Origin of the sequence: Hymenobacter busanensis (assembly GCF_008727865.1) — a bacterium.
In the GTDB taxonomy this organism is placed as follows: Bacteria; Bacteroidota; Bacteroidia; order Cytophagales; family Hymenobacteraceae; genus Solirubrum; species Solirubrum busanense.
On record NZ_VTWU01000002.1, the window covers coordinates 15,870 to 37,357 of the forward strand.

21 protein-coding genes are annotated in these 21,488 nt (G+C 61.7%); 11 read left to right on the plus strand and 10 right to left on the minus strand.

Going from position 1 to position 21,488, the window contains the following annotated elements; translation table 11 throughout:
* Positions 1–23 precede the first annotated feature (23 nt).
* A complete protein-coding gene (locus tag F0P96_RS04620) occupies positions 24–1,427 on the plus strand; it encodes an FAD/NAD(P)-binding protein (RefSeq protein WP_151077664.1) in 1,404 nt (467 codons plus the stop codon).
* Between the two features lie 107 nt (positions 1,428–1,534).
* On the opposite strand, the gene F0P96_RS04625 is transcribed toward F0P96_RS04620, so the two are convergent.
* Together F0P96_RS04625 and F0P96_RS04630 are read right to left on the minus strand one after the other, a co-directional pair.
* On the minus strand, positions 1,535–1,783 hold the full coding sequence (locus F0P96_RS04625) for a hypothetical protein (protein WP_151077665.1): 249 nt from the start codon (positions 1,781–1,783) through the stop codon (positions 1,535–1,537).
* 113 nt (positions 1,784–1,896) lie between these two features.
* Positions 1,897–2,898 carry a zinc-binding dehydrogenase gene (locus F0P96_RS04630; protein ID WP_151077666.1) on the minus strand — a complete coding sequence of 334 codons (1,002 nt, stop codon included), beginning with the start codon at positions 2,896–2,898 and terminating at the stop codon, positions 1,897–1,899.
* 140 nt (positions 2,899–3,038) lie between these two features.
* Here F0P96_RS04630 and F0P96_RS04635 point away from each other — a divergent pair, with 140 nt between their 5' ends.
* Positions 3,039–3,515: a MarR family winged helix-turn-helix transcriptional regulator gene (locus F0P96_RS04635; protein WP_151077667.1), complete on the plus strand. Its 477-nt coding sequence runs from the start codon at positions 3,039–3,041 to the stop codon at positions 3,513–3,515.
* A gap of 17 nt (positions 3,516–3,532) precedes the next feature.
* Here the strand turns inward: F0P96_RS04635 and F0P96_RS04640 are convergent, their stop codons facing one another.
* Positions 3,533–3,940: a thiol-disulfide oxidoreductase DCC family protein gene (locus F0P96_RS04640; RefSeq protein WP_151077668.1), complete on the minus strand. Its 408-nt coding sequence runs from the start codon at positions 3,938–3,940 to the stop codon at positions 3,533–3,535.
* A gap of 242 nt (positions 3,941–4,182) precedes the next feature.
* Here F0P96_RS04640 and F0P96_RS04645 point away from each other — a divergent pair, with 242 nt between their 5' ends.
* From F0P96_RS04645 to F0P96_RS04665, 4 genes are all read left to right on the plus strand, one after another.
* A complete protein-coding gene (locus F0P96_RS04645) occupies positions 4,183–4,512 on the plus strand; it encodes a hypothetical protein (RefSeq protein WP_151077669.1) in 330 nt (109 codons plus the stop codon).
* A gap of 191 nt (positions 4,513–4,703) precedes the next feature.
* Positions 4,704–5,150 carry a hypothetical protein gene (locus F0P96_RS20885; protein ID WP_160620452.1) on the plus strand — a complete coding sequence of 149 codons (447 nt, stop codon included), beginning with the start codon at positions 4,704–4,706 and terminating at the stop codon, positions 5,148–5,150.
* Between the two features lie 9 nt (positions 5,151–5,159).
* A complete protein-coding gene (locus tag F0P96_RS04660) occupies positions 5,160–6,791 on the plus strand; it encodes a hypothetical protein (protein WP_235917385.1) in 1,632 nt (543 codons plus the stop codon).
* Positions 6,792–6,819: 28 nt separating this feature from the next.
* Positions 6,820–7,926, plus strand: coding sequence for an MBL fold metallo-hydrolase (locus tag F0P96_RS04665; protein WP_151077671.1), 1,107 nt, complete (start codon positions 6,820–6,822; stop codon positions 7,924–7,926).
* 69 nt (positions 7,927–7,995) lie between these two features.
* On the opposite strand, the gene F0P96_RS04670 is transcribed toward F0P96_RS04665, so the two are convergent.
* Complete coding sequence (locus tag F0P96_RS04670; protein WP_151077672.1) at positions 7,996–8,739, minus strand: adenine nucleotide alpha hydrolase; 744 nt, start codon at positions 8,737–8,739, stop codon at positions 7,996–7,998.
* A gap of 188 nt (positions 8,740–8,927) precedes the next feature.
* Between F0P96_RS04670 and F0P96_RS04675 the strand changes: the two genes are divergently transcribed.
* Positions 8,928–9,416 (plus strand): hypothetical protein, encoded by a 489-nt coding sequence (locus F0P96_RS04675; RefSeq protein WP_151077673.1) that lies wholly within the window; start codon positions 8,928–8,930, stop codon positions 9,414–9,416.
* A gap of 70 nt (positions 9,417–9,486) precedes the next feature.
* On the opposite strand, the gene F0P96_RS04680 is transcribed toward F0P96_RS04675, so the two are convergent.
* The gene (locus F0P96_RS04680; RefSeq protein WP_151077674.1) at positions 9,487–10,125 is read right to left on the minus strand and encodes a flavin reductase family protein; all 639 of its coding nucleotides are present in this window, start codon (positions 10,123–10,125) and stop codon (positions 9,487–9,489) included.
* Positions 10,126–10,529: 404 nt separating this feature from the next.
* Between F0P96_RS04680 and F0P96_RS04685 the strand changes: the two genes are divergently transcribed.
* Together F0P96_RS04685 and F0P96_RS20890 are read left to right on the plus strand one after the other, a co-directional pair.
* Entirely contained in the window at positions 10,530–10,736 is a 207-nt protein-coding gene (locus F0P96_RS04685; protein WP_151077675.1) for a hypothetical protein, read from the plus strand.
* A gap of 77 nt (positions 10,737–10,813) precedes the next feature.
* Entirely contained in the window at positions 10,814–11,101 is a 288-nt protein-coding gene (locus tag F0P96_RS20890) for a hypothetical protein (protein ID WP_160620450.1), read from the plus strand.
* Between the two features lie 218 nt (positions 11,102–11,319).
* Here the strand turns inward: F0P96_RS20890 and F0P96_RS04695 are convergent, their stop codons facing one another.
* From F0P96_RS04695 to F0P96_RS04705, 3 genes are all read right to left on the minus strand, one after another.
* Entirely contained in the window at positions 11,320–13,149 is a 1,830-nt protein-coding gene (locus F0P96_RS04695; RefSeq protein ID WP_151077676.1) for a DUF885 domain-containing protein, read from the minus strand.
* A gap of 166 nt (positions 13,150–13,315) precedes the next feature.
* Positions 13,316–14,563, minus strand: a complete 1,248-nt coding sequence (locus F0P96_RS04700) for a T9SS type A sorting domain-containing protein (RefSeq protein ID WP_160620448.1) — start codon at positions 14,561–14,563, stop codon at positions 13,316–13,318.
* A 573-nt stretch (positions 14,564–15,136) separates the two neighbouring features.
* Positions 15,137–16,414 carry a tetratricopeptide repeat protein gene (locus F0P96_RS04705; protein WP_151077678.1) on the minus strand — a complete coding sequence of 426 codons (1,278 nt, stop codon included), beginning with the start codon at positions 16,412–16,414 and terminating at the stop codon, positions 15,137–15,139.
* Between the two features lie 271 nt (positions 16,415–16,685).
* On the opposite strand from F0P96_RS04705, the gene F0P96_RS04710 reads away from it, so the two are divergent.
* Complete coding sequence (locus F0P96_RS04710; RefSeq protein ID WP_151077679.1) at positions 16,686–17,399, plus strand: 3-ketoacyl-ACP reductase; 714 nt, start codon at positions 16,686–16,688, stop codon at positions 17,397–17,399.
* Between the two features lie 202 nt (positions 17,400–17,601).
* Positions 17,602–17,790 (plus strand): hypothetical protein, encoded by a 189-nt coding sequence (locus tag F0P96_RS04715; RefSeq protein ID WP_151077680.1) that lies wholly within the window; start codon positions 17,602–17,604, stop codon positions 17,788–17,790.
* Positions 17,791–17,864: 74 nt separating this feature from the next.
* On the opposite strand, the gene F0P96_RS04720 is transcribed toward F0P96_RS04715, so the two are convergent.
* Entirely contained in the window at positions 17,865–20,279 is a 2,415-nt protein-coding gene (locus tag F0P96_RS04720) for a hypothetical protein (protein WP_151077681.1), read from the minus strand.
* A gap of 54 nt (positions 20,280–20,333) precedes the next feature.
* The gene (locus F0P96_RS04725; protein ID WP_151077682.1) at positions 20,334–21,485 is read right to left on the minus strand and encodes a DUF4249 domain-containing protein; all 1,152 of its coding nucleotides are present in this window, start codon (positions 21,483–21,485) and stop codon (positions 20,334–20,336) included.
* Positions 21,486–21,488: the final 3 nt, after the last annotated feature.

Below are 21,488 nucleotides of genomic sequence, written 5' to 3' on the forward strand. Positions count from 1 at the left end.
CCACGGGTCTACCAGTGCCTTCTATGACGCGGCAGACCATTGTAATCATCGGCGGAGGAGTAGCGGGCAGTTTGCTGGCCCTGCATCTCACGCGTCTGCCCGGCGGTCCGTGGCCCCTCGATGTGGAGCTGGTAGAGCCGCGCGAGCAGCTTGGTCCCGGCACGGCCTACAGCACCGACCGGCCCGAGTGGCTGCTGAACGTGCGCAGCTCCGGCCTGAGCGCCTTTGCCGACGAGCCCAATCATTTTGTCGACTGGCTGGCCACAAACCAGATTCCTACGTGCCCGCAAGGATTCTGCCCGCGCCAGGTGTTTGGTCGGTACATCGGCGAGTTGATCGGCGGAGTTGTCGGGAATTCGTCGCGGGCCCACAACGGGGTGCAGGTACGCTGGCAACAGCAGCGCGCCACCGCCGCCCACCTAGCCGAAGATGGCCGCCACGCCACCGTTTCGCTGGCCGACGGCAGCCGCTTGACGGCGCACTTTGTGGTACTGGCGCAGGGCAACTTTCCACCAGCGTCGCCGGTGCGCCCCGATACCGGCTACCGCACCCACCCGAACTACCACGGCAACCCCTGGGCCCCAGGCGCCTTGCGCAACATCGGCCCCAAGGAGTCGGTTTTGCTTGTTGGTACTGGCCTGACTGCGGTCGACGTGCTCATGGCGCTGCAAGCCGATGGCCACCAAGGGCCGCTACTGGCCGTTTCGCGGCACGGCCGCTGGCCGGTGACGCATCTACCCAACCCCGCTCTGCCCTACCCCAACTATTACGCAACCGATGTAGCCGGCCTGCGCAGCGTAACCGAAGTACTGTATACGGTGCGCCAACACGTGGCCCGAGCGGCCTCACAGGGCTACGATTGGCGCGCGGTAATGGACGCCCTCCGTCCCGACCTGGGCCGTATTTGGGCGGCGTGGCCACTTGTGGAACAGCAGCGGTTTATGCGGCATTTCGCGGCTACCTGGTCGGTATTGCGGCACCGCAACCCGCCCCAAAACGCGGCCGTGCTCGAACAACTAACCCAAAGCGGCCGCCTGACCGTGCACAAAGGGCGCGTGCGCCACATCGAGCCGCGCGGCGACGCCCAACTGGCCGTGCAGCTGCGGCACAACCATAGCCACGAGTGGCTGACCGCCGACCATGTAGTGCTTTGCACGGGCCCCTTGCTCGATTATCAGTCCTTGACCGATTCCCTGGTGGTTGAACTGCGCAGCGCGGGCCATTTGGTGCCGGACCCTATGCGCCTAGGCATCCGAACCGACGAGCATGGAGCCTTGCTAAACGCCGCGGGCCTTCCCTCGGAGCTGTTGTTCACATTGGGCCCCAGCCTGCGGCCGCAGTGGTTCGAATCGACGGCCGTGCCAGAGCTGCGCCAGCAGGCCGCGGCATTGGCCAAGCTGCTGAGTGAGAAAGCGACACGCACCTGAATAGTCAGCGTGCGGCCGGCACGATACCGTTTGCACGACTACGTAATACAAAACAGGCGGCTCGCATGTACGAGTCGCCCGTTTAATATGCCCAACGTTGCCCGTGCTTAAGCTGCCATATCGGGGTACAGCGGGCGAATAGCCGCTTCTACGGCCGATTCGGCGAGGCCGCCGGGCACGGAGCGGCGCAGGGCACGCATGAGCAGATACTTGTATTTCTCGGCATCGGCCAAGGCAGTTTCCACGGCGCGCAGCGCGTCGTCGTAGGATACCACGGGCACTTGCTCGGCTTCTTCGCCCGTCGGATACGTCAGGTACAACAGCGGGGCGTCGAGGTATTCAGCGGGAGTTTTCATCGAATGCAGGCGTTGAAATGTCGTTCTGGTATAGAACATCAATTCCCAGCAGCGGATTCCCGGAAGCGTGTTACCAGAAGCAATTATTATACTTGACAATCAACTAGTTAAAACTATTTTATTGCAAGAATAAGCTTGCCAAACTGAGCTGCGCTTTCCATGCGTCGCATAGCTTTTTCCCCGTCGGCCAGCGGCATTACTGAATCAATAACGGGCTCCAAGCGTGTGCGTTCAACGAAGGCCAAGAGAGCCGCAAAATCGTCGGGGGTGCCCATGGTAGAGCCCAGCAGGCTGAGCTGTTTCCAGAAGACGCGGGCCGGTGGCACGTTGGTCATGGTGCCGGCCGTACCGCCATAGAACACGATGCGGCCACCCGGCGTTGCGGCTTCCACCAGCTGCGCCACACCCGGTCCGGCCGCGCTGTCGATAATGACATCGAACCCGCCGCCGGCCTGTTTGGCCAGCTCCACGCCCCACTTTTCCTGCCGGTAGCTGATGCCGCCGCGGGCGCCGAGTTGCTGCGCCCGCTCCAGCTTCTCGGGCGTCCCCGAAGTTACCCATACCTCGGCCCCGGCCGCCAGGGCCAGTTGCATGGCCAGCAGGGCTACGCCCCCACCAATACCGGTAACCAGCACCCGCTCGCCGGCTTGCAAGCCGCCACGCGTGAACAGTGCCCGGTAGGCCGTAACGCCGCCCAACGGCAGCGCGGCGGCCTGCTCCATGCTCAAGTGCGTTGGTTTGGGGTATACATGCGCAGCAGGTACGCATACATACTCGGCAAATGTGCCATCGAGCGGCAGGCCCAGAATATGGAAGTCGCGGCCTTGGGCTTTGGGGTTGTCGCCCCAGTTGAAACCGGGGTTGATGAGCACCTCCTGGCCCTGCATGTCGACGGCAACGCCTTCGCCGGTGGCTTCCACTTTTCCAGCACCGTCGGAGCCGAGGATGATGGGAAAGCGCAGGCCGGCATACTGGCCTTTCTGAATCCAGACGTCGCGGTGGTTAAGGGCAGCGGCATGCAGGCGCACAAGTATTTCGCCGGGCTTGGGCTGCGGGGTGGGAACGTCGCGCAACACCACTGGCTGGCCAATGCCATCAAGAACAAGAGCTTTCATAGAATGGGAAAGAGGCTTTTTGTGTAATTGAAGCACGCTTTCATTTTAGTAAACAACTATACAGTAACCTTATTTACAAACAATTCGTTTACTGAATCGACAGCGCACAGGCCTCGCCGGCGCAACCTACCAAAAATCTTATGCCGCTCCCAACCGATCCGCTGTTCACCTTCGAAGGTCCGGATGATAACCCTGGCTTTCTATTAGCGCAAGCTGCTGCCAACTGGCAGCGCCAACTCGGGCACACGCTGGAGCCGATGAACCTGACGCCCACGCAGTTTTTACTCCTGGCCTCGGTGCAGCGTCTCAGCCACGACAACCCCGCCGTGACGCAGGCCGCCGTGTCTCAGCACGCTCGCACCGATAAAATGACCGTGAGCAAAACGCTGCGGGCCTTGGAAGAAAAAGGGTTCCTGACGCGCCCTGCTCACGAACAAGATGCTCGGGCCCGAAACCTCACCCTGACCGCGGCCGGGCTAAAAGCGGTGGTGCGAGCTGCATGGGCGCTGGAAGAATTTGACCAGCGTTTTTTTGGGGCCGACGTGGAAAAGCTAATGCACACCCTGCAACCCCTAGCGCACAAAGCAGGCGCCGACGAAGCTAAACCTGCCACTTGAAAGGTCTCGAATTCAGTTTAGCGAAGAAACCGGGCCTGTAGTTCGGGCGTCGGTAACCAGCAGCTTTCCTGCTTGCCAAACCAGCGGTACCGGTTGCGGGCCACCAAGCGGTAGGCGGCGTCGCGCAGGAAAGCGGGCAGAACAATGCCGACGGAGAGCCAACGCCACGGCCCCGCTAGCTGGCGCAAAATGCGGAGCACTGCCGTGGAATGTGTATAGACCCGCCCATTCTCTACTAACACCACCGTATCGAGGTTCTGTGCATCGGCATTGAGGCCGGCAGGCAGTAACTGGCGGCCGGCTTCGGACTGCAAAGAGGCAAACTGAAACCGTGCGGTCGGGTCGCGCTCGATGATGAACTGCACCAGCCAGTGGCAGAGGTTGCACACGCCGTCGAAGAGAATAGTGGGAGAATCTGCACGCATACCGAACCGCTGATAATGGCCCTTACGAAACCAGCAATTCGCAGTTTGGTTTGTCTTCACTGCATGAGTTGAAAGCTGATTCAGAGAGCAACACGAGGGCACTCTGCAAACGCGCAGGCTCCGTATTTTCCAAATTTATCCGTATTAATTCGCTACCCAAAACTTAGCTACGAACTGCTAATCAGCGTAGAAGGGCGCTACACGCACCGTTTTCTCTACTTCACAACCAAACATTTTTCGCCATGATTATCATGCAAAAATTGGGCTTGTACGCGGCTTTGGGCACGCTGCTTACCCTTGGCGCCTGTGGTGCCGACAGCAATTCCAACGCGGGCTCGGGTATGGGTGCCGACGGTTCTGGCTCTTCTTCCAGCACCGGCACCACCGACGAAACGATGTCGTCGTCCTCCGATAACATGAGCACCGGTACAGATACGATGGGCACCGGCAACAGCAGCACCGCCGGCTCGGCGGCTACTACGTCGGGCGGCACCACGTCGGGCGCTACTACGTCGGGTACGGGCGCAGCCACTACCAACGAGGCTACTACTGGTGGCACCACGGGCCGATAGTGAACGGCTCGTTTTGGGTGTGCAACACACCAGATGAGCTAACATGGAGGACCGCCGCGCTTGCGGCGGTTCTTTTTTGTCACTTGCTATATGCGCTCTACAGCATCTTAGGTGCGCAATTTGTCGTACCTAGTTAGCCTTGCTGCAAGGCGCTGCCGCACTTTTTCTTTCTATCCAAACACTTTGTCACCATGAAAAAGCTCGTTTTAGCGCCTTGGCGCCTCGCATCCGTCGCTGCTGTGGGCGCAGCACTTTTGTGCTCAGCCTGCAACCAAGAAGCCGCCACCGGCGACTCCACCACCACGCCTAGCACTACATCATCGAGCGCCACGGACGCCACGACCACCACCGGCACGACCACCACCGGCAGCACTACCGATGGTTCGATGAGCACCACAGCCGGTAGCACCGCTGGCTCCACTACCTCCTACGGCACCACCTCGGGTTCTACCACTTCGGGCAGCACGGCGGGTTCCACTACGTCGATGAATACGACTTCAGGCTCGACCACCAGTGGCTCCACGACAGGCTCCACCACGGCCAGCACCTCGGGCAGTACCACGCGGGGCACGTCCACTGCCGGCTCTACCACGAGTGGTACCACTGGCGGCACCACGCGCGGCACTACCACCCGCTAACCCGCTGCCGTGGAGGTACCGTTGCAGTCTTTTGTGCAGCCGCAGGGGCAGGCGTCCGCTTCGGACGACGCCTCGGCGGCGCTATTGCCCGCGCCTGCCCCGGTAGTTCCTCGTCCACTGGCCCGCATTGGGGCAGTATTGCGGCGGCCGTTCATGCTCGATTTGCGGGCTTTGGCGCTGATGCGCATGGCGGTGGCCGCAATTATTCTGGTGGACCTGGCCATCCGCAGCACCGACCTCGAAGCCCACTATACCAACCTGGGGGTGTTGCCGCTTCATGTGCTGTTCGAACGCGCCTGGAACCCCTATCAGTTTTCGCTGCACACCATGAGTGGGCTGTGGGAGGTGCAGGCGCTGCTGTTTGCGCTGGCGGCGGCCTTGGCTGTGGGCTTGCTACTGGGCTGGCGCACGCGCTGGATGACTTTGGGCTCGTGGCTGCTGCTGGTGTCGTTGCAAAACCGCAACCCCCTTATTGCGCAGGGCGGCGACGATTTGCTGCGGATGCTGCTGTTCTGGGGGCTGTTTCTGCCGTGGGGCCGGGTGTGGGCGAAAGACGCCCGGGAACTGCCGGCGCCCGCACACTACAGCTGCTTTGGCGTGGCCACGGCGGCCTTTGTGGTGCAGGTGGCGTTGGTGTACGTGTGCACGGCCTTCCTGAAAAACGCCCCCGAGTGGACCACCGAAGGCACCGCCATTTACTACGCCCTCAGCCTCGACCAAGTGCTAATGCCCGCCGGCCGGCTTCTGTACCCGCACTACGAGCTGATGCGGTGGCTCACGCACTTCACCTACTATACCGAGCTGCTGCTGCCCATCCTGCTTTTCATGCCAGTGGCCACCAACACATGCCGGCTGCTGTTCGTCCTGGTTTTGTTCGGATTCCATGCCGGCATCAGCCTCACGCTGTTCGTGGGACTGTTTTTCCTGATCAGCTTTGCGGCGCTGCTAGGCTTGCTGCCTACACCGGCCATGAACTGGCTGGAAGCCCGGCTGGGTCCGGCAGTGCAGCTTGGCGCGGCTCACCTGGCCCGTTGGCGGGAACAGTTGCCGGTATGGCAAACCCCGTTGCAGGTGGAGCTGCGGCTGGCCTTGCACCCGCGCGTGCCTCAGCACCGGCACTTTCGGCTCCTGCCGGCCCTGCGCGATACCGTGCTGCTGGTGCTGCTGGGCTACGTGGTGTGGTGGAACCTCGACGGCATTGTGACGCCGCGCTACGGCATGGGTGAGCCGCTGCGCTGGTTTGGCTACCTGTTTCGTACCGATCAGCACTGGGGTATGTTTGCGCCGGCCGTGTTCAAAGACGACGGCTGGTACATTCTGGAAGGCAGCACCCGCGACGGCCGCTTGCTCGACCTGTACCGCGGCGGCCGGCGCGTGAGTTACGCCAAACCGGCTTCCATTATGGCGCTGCACAAAAACGACCGGTGGCGCAAGTACTCCGAGAATTACCTGTTCGTCGACAACGACTGGATGCGGGCCTACTACTGCAACTACATGCTGCGGGTGTGGCACGACAACCCCAAGAATCCACCACTGACGCACCTGAACGTGGTGTATATGAAAGAGGTATCGTTGCCGCATTACCGCGTGCAGGGCCCCAGCCGCGAAGTGCTGTGCGGCTGCGACGCTCCGCCCCGTTAACCTTTCTTCGCCTTCACCCCTCCCTGCTATGTCCGACAAACCAACTGCTCCGCTGGCCCGCCCCACGCGTGCCACCACACCCGATTTGCAATACGTAGCTCCCGGCGTGTGGGGCCTGCGCAACGTGTTCGTCAACCTGTACTTTGTGCGGCAGCAGCCCAGCAGTGGGCCGTGGGTGCTGGTAGACGCCGGCCTGCCCGGAAGTGCCGCTAAAATCCGCCACACTGCCGAAACCTTGTTTGGTGCCCACCTGCCGCCGGCTGCTATCATCCTCACCCACGGCCATTTCGACCACGCCGGCGCCCTCGAAACCCTGGCCAGCGCCTGGGACGTGCCCGTGTACGCCCATCCGCTGGAGCTGCCTTACCTCACCGGCCGCTCGGCCTACCCGCCGCCCGACCCCACCGTGGGTGGTGGCGCTATGGCCGCGCTGTCGTTTGCCTACCCCAAGCACCCCTACAACGTAGGCTCCCGCGCCCATGCGCTTCCCGCCGATGGTTCGGTGCCGGAGTTGCCGGGCTGGCGCTGGCTGCCCACGCCGGGGCATACCCCGGGCCACGTGTCGTTTTTCCGCGACGAAGACCGGGTGCTGCTGGCCGGCGACGCTTTTTGCACCGTGCAGCAGGAGTCGGCGCTGGCGGTGTGGGCGCAGGAGCAGGAAGTGCACGGCCCGCCCCGCTACTTCACCTGCGACTGGCAGCAGGCCCGACGCTCGGTGGCGCTGCTGGCCGACCTGAAACCGGCTGTAGCAGCCACCGGGCACGGTATTCCGATGCGGGGCGGCACGCTGCAGCGGGAGCTACAGGACTTGGCGCTGCATTTCGACGAGCTGGCCGTGCCCGCCCACGGGCGCTACGTGCCCCAGCCCGCCGTGGCCGACGAAACCGGCGTGGTGTCGGTGCCGCCCGCGGTATTTGACCCCACCAACCCGTGGCTGCTGGGTGCCGCTGCCGCCGCTCTGGGCTTGGCTGCCGCCGTGATACTCACGCAGCGCCGCAGCCGCAAAAGCGGCAAAGCCCGGCGGCGCCTGCAGCGCAATCAGCGGATGGAAGAGTCGGCTTTTCCACCGCACGCCGATTCCATCGACCCGTTTGAGCCCGACACGCGCTACGACCACAATTCCGTGCCGCTGTAGCCTAAGCATGAAAACCAACCGGGCCGCCGTCGAACCTCCGACGGCGGCCCGGTTGGTTTTCGGCAACGCTTACGCGGTAGCCAGTTGCAGGTCGCAATACCAGAAGCCAGCCTCGGCAGGTGTGGGCGCGTCGCGGAAACAGTCGTCGGAAGGAGTTTCGGCGGTTGCGGGGTTGCGGTAGCTTCGGCGCACTTTTTCACCGCGCCGAATGGCAATGGGGCTACTGAAATACGGCGCCTCGTAGACGAAGGAGTGGTATTCGCCGTTTTCGCCGCAGGGGTCGACACCGGGTGGCAGGTCGCGAAGAAAGTCGCGGTCCAGCTCCCGGCCACAGAAGCTGGCGTCGAGGTGCTGCTCGTTGGTGCAAACGACAATGGCTCGAAAGCCCAGGTCGAAAAACTCGGCCAGCAGTTCAGAAGCGGGCTTATGCCAGATGGGAAACTGGGCTTCCAAGTGCAGCGCCGCCACTTGCTGCTCGCGGTAGGCGCGCAAATCCTGCAGGTGCAGGTCGCCAAACACCGATACGGTTACGTTGTGCTGCCGCCGCAGGTCGCTCAGGGCCGTAGCCATTCGCTGCTCGTATTCGGCCATGGAGGGCATTTCGGGCAGCCACACGGGTTGCAGCGGTAGGCCAATGCGCTGGGCCTGGGCGTCGAGCAACTCCGGGCGCACGCCGTGCATGGCCACGCGCTGGTAGTGCTCGTTGAGCGTGGTGAGCAAGTGCGAAACGTGTACCTGCGGCTGCCGCAGGGCGTGGTAGAGGCACAGGGCCGAGTCTTTGCCACCGCTCCAGTGCTGGACTGCGTTCTTCAAACGAGGTTGTTCTAAATGGTTCTGCAAAGATGCGCTGGCTCGGGTAACCAACGCGTTCGGAGCGTATCAGTACCTATTTAGCACGGCTCTACTTACTGCTTTCTGAGGCGCCGTTAGCCATTAACCGCGGTTGGCGCGTATACACCGCACGCTCATTTCAGACACGCACTCCCAAACCCTACCTCGCTATGCTCCGCTCTCCTCGCGCCTTGTGGGCCGCTGCCCTGCTGCTTCCGCTCGTAGCCTGCGACTATTCCTACTCTCCCGGCGTCGACTCCATGCGCCGGGACTCGTTTGCTGCCGCACCGCGGGCCACTCACGTCGACACCGACCGCGACAGTATGTCGGGCGGCGGCAAGGCGTACCGCCCGGTGGGCACTACGTCTGGGGCCCGCTCAACGGCCGAGGCCGTTAGCTCGCAGCCCGGCGGCGACCCCAACACCTCTAAATACACCAGCGGCGGCACCACCGACGGCACCTCGACCACGAGCGGCCAAAGCCTGACGCGCGGTGGAGCCAGCCCAGCGGATATCACGTCGGGCCAGAGCACGGAAAAAGCCGCCAGCGGCACGGCCACCGGCCAAACCACCGGCGGCCGTGGCACGCTCAACAACGCCCCCCGCACCACCGACCCCAATGCCTCCCAACGGCGAAACGCGGTAGGTCAGCAGCAATAACCTTTCGTTTTCACGTCGAACAAACACCGCAAACCCCGTTGCCTTGGCCAAGGCAACGGGGTTTGCGGTGTTAAAGCTCCTTGGGCTTGGGACCTTGTCCGGCTCGGGCGTACGCAAAAGCCGCCAGGGGCGAAACCCGGTGGTAGCCGTCGAGCCCGGAAATAGCAACGCTCTGCACCGCCGCCAAATCCAGCGTGCCGTCGGGTTGAAGGGCTGCGTCGTCGAGGTACACGTGCTCCACCTGCCCGATGAGCAGCACGGTGCCGTTTAACTCAATGGGCACTTCGGCCACCAGCCGCAGACCTATACTGATGCGGCTTTCGGCCACGTAGGGGGCTGGAAAGCCGTGGCGGTACTCCGGGGTGAAACCGCATTGGGCAAACTCCGACTCCTCGCGCGGAAAATTGGCCGAAGTGTAGTGCGCGGCGGCCACCTGCCCGTCAGTCACATGGTTGATGGTGTAGCTGCCCGTGGCCCGGATATTCTCGTAGGTGTGGCGCGGCACCGAAGTAGGCCGGGTAACCATGCCCAGCAGCGGTGGGTCGGAGCCGAGGTGCACGACGGAACTGAAAATGGCCAAGTTGGTAGCACCATCGGGCGCAGCGGTGCCGATGAGGTTGGCCGGTTTGTAGCCAGGCAACGAGTTGACGAGGTTGAGGCGAAAGAGCTTGTCGAAAGCCTGAATATCGGCGGCGGAAATGTGGCGCATGCGAAGTAGGATGGCGAACAGCTGTGGGACCGGCAACGCCGCTTTTTGTTCAGTTTGCGCAGGGCTTGGTTGACTATACGCTCTTCCCTTTGCCGGGCCGCGCTACCGCTGCAGCACGGCAACGCAGTACGCAGTTGGGCCTATCCGTTCCTCCGCACGCCCGACCGAATAGCATCGGCGCCCAGCGGCATAGTCGTTTTTGCCCGGCGACCCAAGTCCAATCGTTACCAAATCAAATAGCTGGTTACAAAGACTTTAATCCTGTCTTACAGGCAACCTTTCGTCCTATGCTGTCTGAGTATGCAAGCACACTCACCAAGGCAACAGTTGCCGGGGAATTGGCCACCGCGACGGGCGGTGCGCCAATTCCATTCAGTACCCGTCGCACCTTAACGACTACGCCCATGCACACTCGTTTCCGACGCATTTTTCTCGGCTTGCTCACGAGCACGGCACTGCTGCTCACCAGCTGCGAAGGCGAAGACGTGCGCCCGCGCCCAGACTCTTCCGACCGCGGAGCGGCAACCGGAGCCGGTTCCGGTGACCACGGCAGCCACCCGCACGGGGGCTGCGGATCAGGCAGCAACGGTGGTTCGGGCCCGGCTAGCTGATCGTGCACGGGCTCAATCCTACTTTGCATGCGTGGAAGCAGTTCGCACTCCAATTGTTGGCACCGAAGGCACTAGCTATGAAAACTCTCCTGCCCCACCCAGCGCGGCTTGGGTTTGCTGCCGCGTTGCTCTTCCTCACCGGCTGCGACGGTTGCAACGACGACGGCGTAACGCCCAGTTCTGCCACCACCGGCACCACCAGTGGTTCTACCACCAGCGGCTCGACCACCAGCAGTACCACTTCCGGCACCACTACGTCGGGTTCTACCACTTCAAGCACTACTGGTTCCACCACGTCTAGCACGGGTGGCTCTACTGACGGCGGCACCACGGGCTCGACCACGTACGGCAGTACCACCTACTAGCCCATCTTTTGTCGGAAAATGCTTCAGCAAGGCATTGCACGTCTTTTTTTCGCTACAAAACCTGCACGTTGGTCGGCCACTGCGGCGGATTTATGAGACCAGAATCAACCCGCTGCAGCTGAGCTATCCGTTTGTAGAAGCCATTCTACACACCCGTTAAAAACAGCAGCGGCAGCTTCGGGGAAGCTGCCGCTGCTGTTTTGCCGGAAGGCTTACAATTAATTATTGGCGGCTTGCTTGGCGGCCCAAGCGTCCATTTTGCGCTCCAGCACGGCCAGCGGCATCACGCCGTCTTTCAGCAATTCGTCGTGGAAGTTGCTGAGGTTGAACTTGGCGCCGAGTTGCTGCTCGTACTTGCGGCGCAGCTCCTGAATTTTGAGCGCGCCGGTTTTGTACGACAAGGCCTGGCCCGGAATGGCCATATACCGCTCAATTTCGGCCGTGGCGCCCTGCTCACTGATGGCTTCGTTGTCCATCATGTACTTGATGGCCTGCTCGCGCGTCATGTTGCGGGAGTGCATGCCGGTGTCCACCACGAGGCGAATGGCGCGGTGAATTTCGTCGCCGAGGGCCCCCATGTACTGGTAGGGGTCGGTGTAGAGGCCAAGCTCCTTGCCCAGGCTTTCGGTGTACAGGGCCCAGCCTTCGCCCATGGCACCGTACCACGCAAAGCGGCGGAATTTGGGCAGGTCGGTATTTTCCTGCTGCAGCGAAATCTGGTAGTGGTGGCCTGGAATGGCTTCGTGCAGAAACAACGACTCCATGCCCGAGGTGGTGTTGAAGGTCTTCGCGTCGAGAATCGGTACGTAGAAAATGCCGGGGCGCGAGCCATCGGGGCTGCCCTGGTTGTACTCAGCCGACGCCGAAGCGGCGCGGAATGCTTCCGTCTGGCGAATCTCGAACGGCGTTTTGGGCGTGCGCCCGAACATCTTTTTCAGGTTCGGGTCAATCTTGGTTTGAATGGCCTTGAACGCGCCGAGCACCTGCTGCGGCGTTTTGTAGGGCATAAACTTCTTGTCGGTCTTCAGGTAGTTGAAAAACGCCGGCAGGTCGCCTTTGAAGCCCGTGGAGGCTTTCACGCGCTCCATTTCCGAGCGAATGCGCTTGACTTCGGCCAAGCCCGTCTGGTAAATCTCGTCGGGCGTCTTGTCGGTAGTCGTCCAGTACCGCACGTAGTACCGGTAGATGTCGGGGCCACCCGGCACGGCCGCAATGCCGGTGCTGGGGCGGGCTTTGGGCAGGTATTCGGTTTGCAGAAACTGGCCCAGACGGCGGTACGTGGGCACCAGCTCGTTCATGATGGCCGTGCGGTAGGCCTCCGTAATGCGCTGCTTGTCGGCGGCGGAGAAGCTGGCGGGCAGCTTGTTGATGGGGCCGTAGAACAGGCTTTTGGTGGGGTCCGTCACCACCAAGTCGTTCATCTGCGGAATCATCTTCTGCACCAATGTTTTGGGCAGCACCACGCCGGCTTTCATGCCTTGGCGCATGTTGCTGATGGCCGTATCGGCCCACACCGAAAAACCGCGCACCCGGCCCAGCCAGTTGTCGTAGTCTTCGGGTGTTTTGAAGGGCTGCACGCCTTCGCCCGAGCCGTACTGCCCCATGGTAATGGGCAGGCCCCAGAACTGCTGGTAAGGCAGCATCCAAGTGTTCAGCTTCAGGCCGTCGAGCTTGCTTTGCAGGTCGTACTGAAAGATGTCGTAGCTGATTTTGTCGTTATCGGATAGCTTTTCGCGGTCGAACTGCTGCAGCTGGCCGAGGTATTTCTGGTAGAAGGCCTGCAGGTCTTTGCGGAACGCCACGGTACCGTCGTTGGGCAGCTGGTCGTTGTAGCGGTTGTCGCCTTGGGTGGTGGCGTCGAGCGGAAAGAGCTTGGCGTTTTCTTCCCAATAGGCGTCGAACACGGCCGGCAGGTCTTTGGCGGCCGTTTCGGTAGTGGCAGAAGTGGCGGAGGAGTCGGTTTGCACTTCGGTTTTGGTTGGCTGCGAGCAGGCGGCGGTCAGCAAGGCCGCGGCCAAGGCGCCGGCCGCGAGGGTACGGTGTTTCATGGAATGGGAAGGCGTGTGGGGCTGTGGCGCTAAATCTAGCATGCTTTGGGCTGGGAAGAACACGCCGGCACGTGTGAAGCTGCATCGGGCAGTTGCCTGCATGCAAAAAAGCCTGCCTGCCAAGGGGCAGACAGGCTTTTGAGACTTGGCTGAGCGCCGCGTGGGCTTAGTTCAGCATCATAAACTTGCGGCTCACCGTGCCTTCGGTGGTTACGGCTTGCACAATGTATACGCCGGTACCGGTGTGTTGCAGCGGCAGCTGGCGCACGAAAGATCCGGTCGGCGCATCCGTCAGGGTTTCGGTGTAGAGCACGCGGCCCATGCTGTCGAGCACGCGCAGCATGTGGCAGGGAGCATTGCCGTGCATCTCCACGTTCAGCAAGCCGGCCCGGCCGTAGGCTTGCAGTTGCTCGCTACCGAGGCTGCCGGCGGTGACGGGCAGCGCCGTCGAGTACGTGAAGGTGCCGTCGAGGTCTATTTGCTTGAGGCGGTAGTAGCTGGTGCCCGACAACGGGCGGCGGTCGGCGGCGGTGTATGAGCGGCGGCTGCTGGAGTTGCCGGCCGCTTCCGTGGTCGTCACGGTTTCGAAGCTCTTGCCATCGGCCGAACGCTCCACGGCAAAGCTGGCCGAGTTTTTCTCCGAGGCCGTAGCCCACTGTACCACCACTTGCCGATCGGCATAGCGGGCCGTGAAGCTCACGAGCTCAACCGGCAGCGGCTGGCGGCAGCCGTTCACCGTAATGGCATCGAGGGCGCGGGGGTTGCACTGCAGCCCGCGGTCTTCCTCGGCAACTGCGCAAGAACTAGCGCCTCCCTGGATGCACACGCTCAGGTTGGGGCCAAACAGCCCGTTGAGCGACCCGTTGCCCTGCGTCATCACGCAGCCGCTGATGGAGAGCGTGCCCGACCCCACGAGGCTGGGGTTGCCTTGGCGCACCATCAGGTTGCCGTCGATGTCGAGCACGGCGCCAGCCTCAATATCCAGATTCGACTGGTTGGCCAGGGCCACGCTGCAGGAAGTTCGCAACACGGCGCGGCTGCCCAGGTCGGCGTCGGCCTTGTAGAAGCTGGCCCGGCTTACCTGCAGCAGGCCGTTGAGTTCGAGGCGCACTTGGTCGGCTTTCTGCTGCTCGCCAAATGCGAGCGACCGGCCAGCCTGGTCTTCTACCAGCGAAGCGCCGGCATTGATGATCAGTTTGCCATTGTCGCCGCCCACCAGGTAATCCCGGTCGAGGCGTACATCGGAAGCAATGATGACGATGCTGTTGTTGGCGTCCTGGCCGTTGCGCTGCAGTTGAGTGGTCGGCACCAGATGGCCGTTGGCATTGCCGGAAATGACCCACGTGTTGGGGTCGCTCCACGCACCGCCGCCGGGCTTAGATGTGTAGGTGCATTGCGCTTGCACCGAACCCATACCGCAGAAACCAAAAACAAAAATTAGGACAAAAGAAAGTAGTGTCGTTTTCATGGGGAGAGTCGTTTGAAGATTATTTCAAAGCAAAAGCTTGGTTTTATAACGACAGACACTAGATTGCGGACAAATATTTTTGTAAATACATAAGTAATATTATATTTTAATATATAAATATTATAATAAAGCCCCGCTTTTCACTTTAACAGGCTCATCCCCGTCAGACGTTATTCAGTGCCTGATAGTATTGCACTTATCGGGAGTTACTGTTCCCGGTACAACTCCGTTAAAGGGCCAAAACCAACTCCGTTTTTTTGTTTGACTGTCACTGGTTTACCCTCTTTTCATCTCCGGCACAGCTAAGCTTCAACTCGTTGAACTCGCGCGAAAGGCAGCTAAAAAGGAGGCATTTGCAGGGCTAATATTGCTCAAATAGCTCTGTTTCAGCGAGCCGGCAAACTGTACATCTTGAAGGAAAACGAATCGGCCGCTGTAGTTTATGGGCTAGCTACATAAACGCTGCCGGGGCCCCTTTCTATGAAAAGGGCCCCGGCAGTTGCTTTTTGCAGGTAGGCGCTACGACTTGCGGTGCTGTTTCAGGTACAGCTTGGCTTCGCGGTATTCGGCGGCTTTGCGGTCTTCCCACTTGTCTTCTACCACGGCGTAGTAGCGGGCCGCCGTTTTGGGGTCCTTCTGCTGCTCGGCAATGCGGGCCAGGTTCAGGTGGGCGTAGAGGTAAAAGCCGGTGCGGGTTTCGCCATTGGCTTCGGCAAACACAATGCTGCGCTGGTAGTATTCCTTGGCTTTGGGCAGGTCTTCGTACTTGCGGTGCATCAACGAGCCCAGGAAATAGGTGGCGTATTTGCCGCTGATGCTTTCGTAGCCGGCGTAGCCGCGGTTGAGCTTGTCGAGAATGGAGCGGCTTACCTGCTCGCATTCCTGAAACCGGCCTTGGTTGTAGAGTACCAGCGCATAGAACCGCTGGAAGTAGCCGTTGTCGGGGTACTTCGAGGCCAGGTAGCGCGCCATGGGCAAGGCTTCGGCGGGCTGGTTCTCGGTGTTCATGTAAATCTTCATCAGAAACACCCGCGCCTCGTTGCCGGTGTAAAAGCCGTTGTCGGCCACGCTGCGCAACTGCCGCAAGCCCAGCTCCTTGTTGCCTTTGGGGAAAAACAGGAGCACGGGGCGCAGCAGCGGGTATTCCTGGCTGATCCAGGGGGCGTAGTAATTCATCAGCGCCTGCCCGAAGAGGAACTCGGGGCTGAGGTCGTTGGCTTCCTGGCTTTTGTCGAGGTAGGCCAGCGCCCGTTTGCTGCTGACGGTGGCCTTGCGCCAATCTTTGCGCTCGGCGTGCAGGCGGGCGTCAAAACCATAGGCGGCCGAAAGGAAAAAGCAGGCCTCGTAGTTCTTGTTGTTTTGCCCGTAGAGCGCCTCGCCTTTGGTAATGGCCGAATCCATGTAGGCGTAGAACCCCCGGTCGTACTGCGTGCTGGTGATGTTGCTGGGCATGATCTTCCACCACTGGCTCAGGCCCAGCAAAAAGTAGGGCATGGGGTGGTTGGGGTAGCGCCGCTTCAGGCTGCGGAATTGCTTCTCGGCCTTGTCGTACTTGAAGTTGTAGAGGTTCTGGATGGCGCCGTCCAACTCCAGCTGAATATCCCGGTCCAGCAGCAGCCAGCCCGAGTAGTCGAGGGCCGAAGGCGCCACGTCTACGTTCTCCAGCTGAATGTTGCGAATGGGCGCGGGCACCCGGGCGGTATCGGTTTGCTGAGCCCGAACAGTGGAGGCTCCCAGCGCCAGCAGCGCCACCACAAACCAGACGGGCAAAATGAGGAAACGCGAGCAACGGATCATGTACAATACGGCAGGAAGAACAAGACGCTGTTTGTCACTGGTTTGTTGCCGAGGGGCTCCGACTACCCAAACACGGCCACCGAGGCGGACAGTTCACGGTGCATAGCGGCGCCCGTCAGCCCTTCACAACAATAGCCGCAAACGCCTTGTTTACCGCCTTCCGGCGTGGGCGCAGCTTGGGCGTACTCTCTATACGGCAATCCGGAGTTGCCTGCAGTGCACCCGCAAGGCAGTTTTTCGCGCCGACATCTACCTCTTTCACTCTCATTCCATGCAAGATTTAACTGGCAAAATTGCCTTGGTCACCGGTGCCGGCCAAGGCATCGGGCGGGCGGTAGCCCTGGCTTTGGCCACCGAAGGCGTACACGTAGGCCTGTTGGCTCGTTCCGAAGACCAGCTACGCGCCGTGGCGGCCGACATTGAAGCCCTTGGCGGGCGGGCCGCTGTGGTGCCAGCCGACGTGGCCGACCTCGAAGCCGTAACGGCGGCCGTGGCGCAGGTCCAGCAGCTTGGCCCCATCGATATTCTCATCAACAACGCCGGCACGGCTGCGTTCGGCAAATTTCTGGAGCTGGAACCGGCCGTGTGGGAAAACATCGTGCGCGTGAACCTCATGGGGACATACTACGCCACCCGCGCCGTGCTGCCCGACATGATTGCGCGCCAAACCGGCGACATCATCAACATCTCGTCGACGGCGGGCAAAACCGGCGCGGCCGTAACCAGTGCCTACAGCGCCTCCAAGTTTGCCGTGCTGGGCCTCACCGAGTCGCTGATGCAGGAGGTGCGCAAGCACAACATCCGCGTGTCGGCCCTCACGCCCAGCACCGTGGCCACGCCGCTGGCGGTGGAGCTTAAGCTTACCGATGGCAACCCGGATAAGGTGATGCAGCCCGAAGATTTGGCCGAGCTTATCGTGGCCCAGCTGAAGCTCAACCGGCGTGTGTTTTTGAAAGAAGCAGGCCTCTGGAGCACGAATCCGTAGGGCCGAGGCGCATGAAGTGGAAAGCAGGCCGCGGCACTGCGTATATCAGCTGATGAGCTTGGCGGTAAATACGCAGTGAAAATCAGTAGGGTAGCGACCAAAAAATCAGAGGGTTGCCTTAGCCGTTGGGGCACGCGGTGCGTATACAGGTTGCGTTCGGCCGCTGCGGCGGGTTGGCGCGTCATTTTTGCCCTCTTTCCCCATGACCAAGCCCCTCACATATCCCATTACCGCTTCGCCCCAGGGCCTGCCCCCGGCGCGTCCCACCGATCCGCTTCGCTCCCCCCGGCGCCGGCGCACGTTTCAGCCCGGCCAGCAGGAAGATGAGCCGCAACCCGACCGCACCCAGCCCCACTCGCACCCCAGCTTTGCCACCGGCCGCTGGTGCTAACGGAGCTCCGTATTACCCCAAAACAAAGCCGCCTGTTGAAGAAGCAGGCGGCTTTGTTTTGGGGCCATGTTGAGCTATTTGTTTCGGGCAACGTCGGCTTGCTTCACCTCGAAGCGGTAGGTGGCACTGCCCGACTGGCCGTTCGCGCCCAGCCCTTGCACCACCACCAAGTAGGTACCGGCTTCGTCGGCGGTGTACCAGGTTTGCTGGCTGGCACCGCTGGCATCGGTCAGCACGGCGGGGTTCCAGTAGAGCAGGTTGCGCAGGTCGGGCAGGCGACGCTGCTGGTCGTTGGGGGTATCGTAGCGGGGCGCGTAGAACTCCCGTTGCCACTGCACGCCCTCGTACTCCTGCACCAAGGCGCGGGCATCGAGTTGGTGGTTCGCCATGTCGCCCTTGTAGGTGCGGTAGCTCACGAGGCCGCTGTATTTCAGCTGCCCCTGCTGGTAGCCGCTGGTTACTACGTCGAGGGTTTGCACCTGCAGCGGGTCGATTTTCAGCACCTTGTTCATGTCGAAAATCGGAACGCCGTCCAGCAGCACCATGGGGTTTTCGGGGAAGAAGTAGTTGCGCGGCTTGTTGAGCACCATGTAGTTGAAGCCGTTCTTCCGAATGCGCACCTGCACGCCGGGCACATACTCGCGCATTACCTCTTCCATCACCTTGAAGCGGGTGTAGTCGTCGAGCCGGTAATGCTCGGCGGGCTGGCCATAGAAGGCGGTGCTGTCGGCCAAGGGCTGCGGACGCGGTGCGCGGTACTGGCGGTAATAGGCATTTTGCACCTGCATCTGCAAGTGGCGCTGGGTAAGCGCCGCCCGGTGCCGTTCGTCGAGGGCCAGTGGCGGCCGCAAGGTTGTGGTGTACTCGGTCGAAAACGGGTTCAACAGCTCGATGCGGTAGGTGCTGTCGCGGCTCAGGTCGGGCTGCACCACCGGGTTGCGCGGGCCGCTGAAGTCGCGCACCTCAAACTGAATGCTGCCGTCGGGTTTGCTGATGGAATTGTAGAGCCGCAGGTAGCGGCTGGGCGAGGCAAGGAAGGTGGCAATGCCGGGTGCCGGTGCCCCGGTAGCAGCCTGCACCACCCTACCCCGAATCAAATGCCCGTTCAGCTCGGGCACATAAGCCGGAACTGGCGGCTGCGCGGCCAGCACATCCTGCCAGGTAAACCGGCGCCAGCCCTGCGTCAGCATCAGGTTGTCGGTGGCTTCGGCTACTTCGGCCCCCGTGGCGTGCACGTAGTACTCCGGCTGCTCAACTGCGCCCTGCAGGTCTGCCGCCAGCCACAAATAACTGCTAATGTCGGTGCCCGGGGCCGCAGCCAACGAGTCGAGCTTGTAGACGGCCAAAGACAGGTTGGCGGCCGGCTGCGGCTGTTGGGCCGCCCCGGTCGCCGTTACCGCCAGGCTCACTTTCTCGCGGGTTCCGTACTGCGCTTTGTCGGTTTTGAGTTGCAGCTGCAGCGGCCGGCCGGGACGCCGGAAATACAGCCGCTCGGCCACGGGTTGCCGCTGGTCGTTGAAAACGGTGAAGTGCAGCACGCCCTCGGGCAGCGCGCTGTTGGCGACGGTGAACTGCGCCTGGCCGTTGCGCAGCTGGCCGGCTACGGAGGCAAAAACCTGCTGCCCGGCATGGCCCAGCAGATATACCGTGCCCGCGCCGGGCACTGCTGCCTGCACCGTTACGGCTACGTGGTCGGCGGCCTCGTCGAGGCGCAGCACGTGGCCTTGCGCGTGCACCGGGGGCAGCTTGTGCGTCAGCGGCTGCCCATCGGCCAGCTTCACCACGGCGGTGTACACCGCCCCCGGTTGGCTGGGAGTAAAATCCACGTGGCCCATCCCGAACTTGAGGGTAGCAAAACGCGCGACAGTGGCCCCGCTGCCGTCGAGCAAGGAGCCTTCGGCCGCAATTCCCCGCCCTGTTTTATCGGTTATTTTGAAGGCCACGCGGCTTTTCAGGCCCTGCACCAACTGGCCGCCTTCCGGGAAAAACTGCACGTCGTACCGGCCGGAATCGACGGCCGCCGGTAGCGCGGCGGCCAGCGTGTTGACGACCGTAATCGAGCGGTGGAAGTAATATTCCGGCCCGGTGTTTTTCATCCAGTTGGTGTAGGCGCGCACCGTGTAGGAGCCCGACACCAACGAGGCGGGCAGCAACAACGACCCGCTGCCGATGGCGTTGGTCAGGGCTATTTTGGTTTGCAGCACCGGTTTCTGCTGCCGGTCCAGCACTTCCACGTAGGCAATTTTGCTGAGCGGCAGCGGCCGGTGGTACGTGGCATCGACGGCGTAGAGCTTGAACCACAGAATGTCGCCGCTCACGTAGGCCGGTCGGTCGGTGTGCAGAAATAGTTTTTCCTGCAACGCCTGCGTCTGGTAGCGGGCAAACGCGCGGCTGATGCCCGGCAGCGAATCACGTTGCGCCTGAGCCGTCAGCGCCATGCACAGTGCGCCCAGCAGCAGGCAGCCGCGCACCACGTACGCGACGCGCATGGGTCGGCGGAAAAACATCGGTAGCCTAAGAATATTGCTCATCGAAAGCCGGGATTAGCGCCAGAAGGCAGGTCGCACGTTGGTACCGCGCAGGCGGCAGTCCACGCATTCGGCCGTCGCGCCGGTGTATACCTGAAAGCCCATGGAGTTGGCCATGGGCCCATCGACGGGCAAGAACTTCTTGGTACGGAAAGCCGAAGCAGCGTTTCTCACTTCTACGCTGTCGAGAAACAGGCACTCTTCGTAGCCCACGTTGGGAACTATCCACTCGCGCGGCAGCTCGTCGCGGCCAATGAAAATGCGCTGCTGAGTGGCCGAATACGCGCCAATGTAGCCCAACACCGTGGTTTCGGGCTGCGAGAGGCAGCGCACGTTGCCCGTCACCTGCGAGGGCAGCGGATCGAACAGGGTGCCAATGCTTTCGGTGTTTTTGCGCAGCATCTCCCAGTACTCGTATTCTTCGCGGGTTTGGGCATACTGCGTCACCAGCACGCTGTACTTGATGCGCAGCTTGCCCGAGCTGATGGGCAGCTTCAGCAGGGGGTACTCGGCCACCACGTCCTGGCTGAGGCGGGCCGTGTTGCCGAGGCGAATGGCGGTGTTGGGCTCGATGCGCCAGCAATGGAAAATCTGCTCCTGCCGGAACACCATCTGGTTGTTGAGGTACTCCAGCATGGAATTCCAGCGCGAGGTAAACTCCCAGGTTTCGTCGCACACCCAGCGGTAGTAGACGGACTGCTTGCTGGCGTCGTGGGTGCTCAGGTACACCTGCACGCCGTCGGCCTCCTGTTTCCACGTCAGGGCATCGATGTTGGGCGTGGTCTTGACGGTTGTGTAGTCGGAAGCAAATTCCTGGCCGGCGGCGGTGGTGAAGTGCAGGCGGTATTTCTGGGCCGGGTCCAGCGTGAGGGGCGTTGTGGTGTAGGTGCCCGCCACGCCTTCGGTGAGGTTGTAGCGGGTGCCGCCCTCGGCCTCGATGTAGAGCTTGGCCCGCGTTTCCACCGGCGGCGCCGCGGCCGATTTCAGTCCGAACGTGTAGCTCAGCTTGATGGTGGTGATGCCCTTGCTGTTGATAAAGCCGTCGACGACCAAAAACTTCCGGTCGGTTTCGGGCACTTGCGGGTCAAATTCATCCACGCAGCCGCCCAGCACCAACAGGCTCAGCCACACCACCGCATTTTGCAGAACAGAGAAAAGCGTGCGCATGGG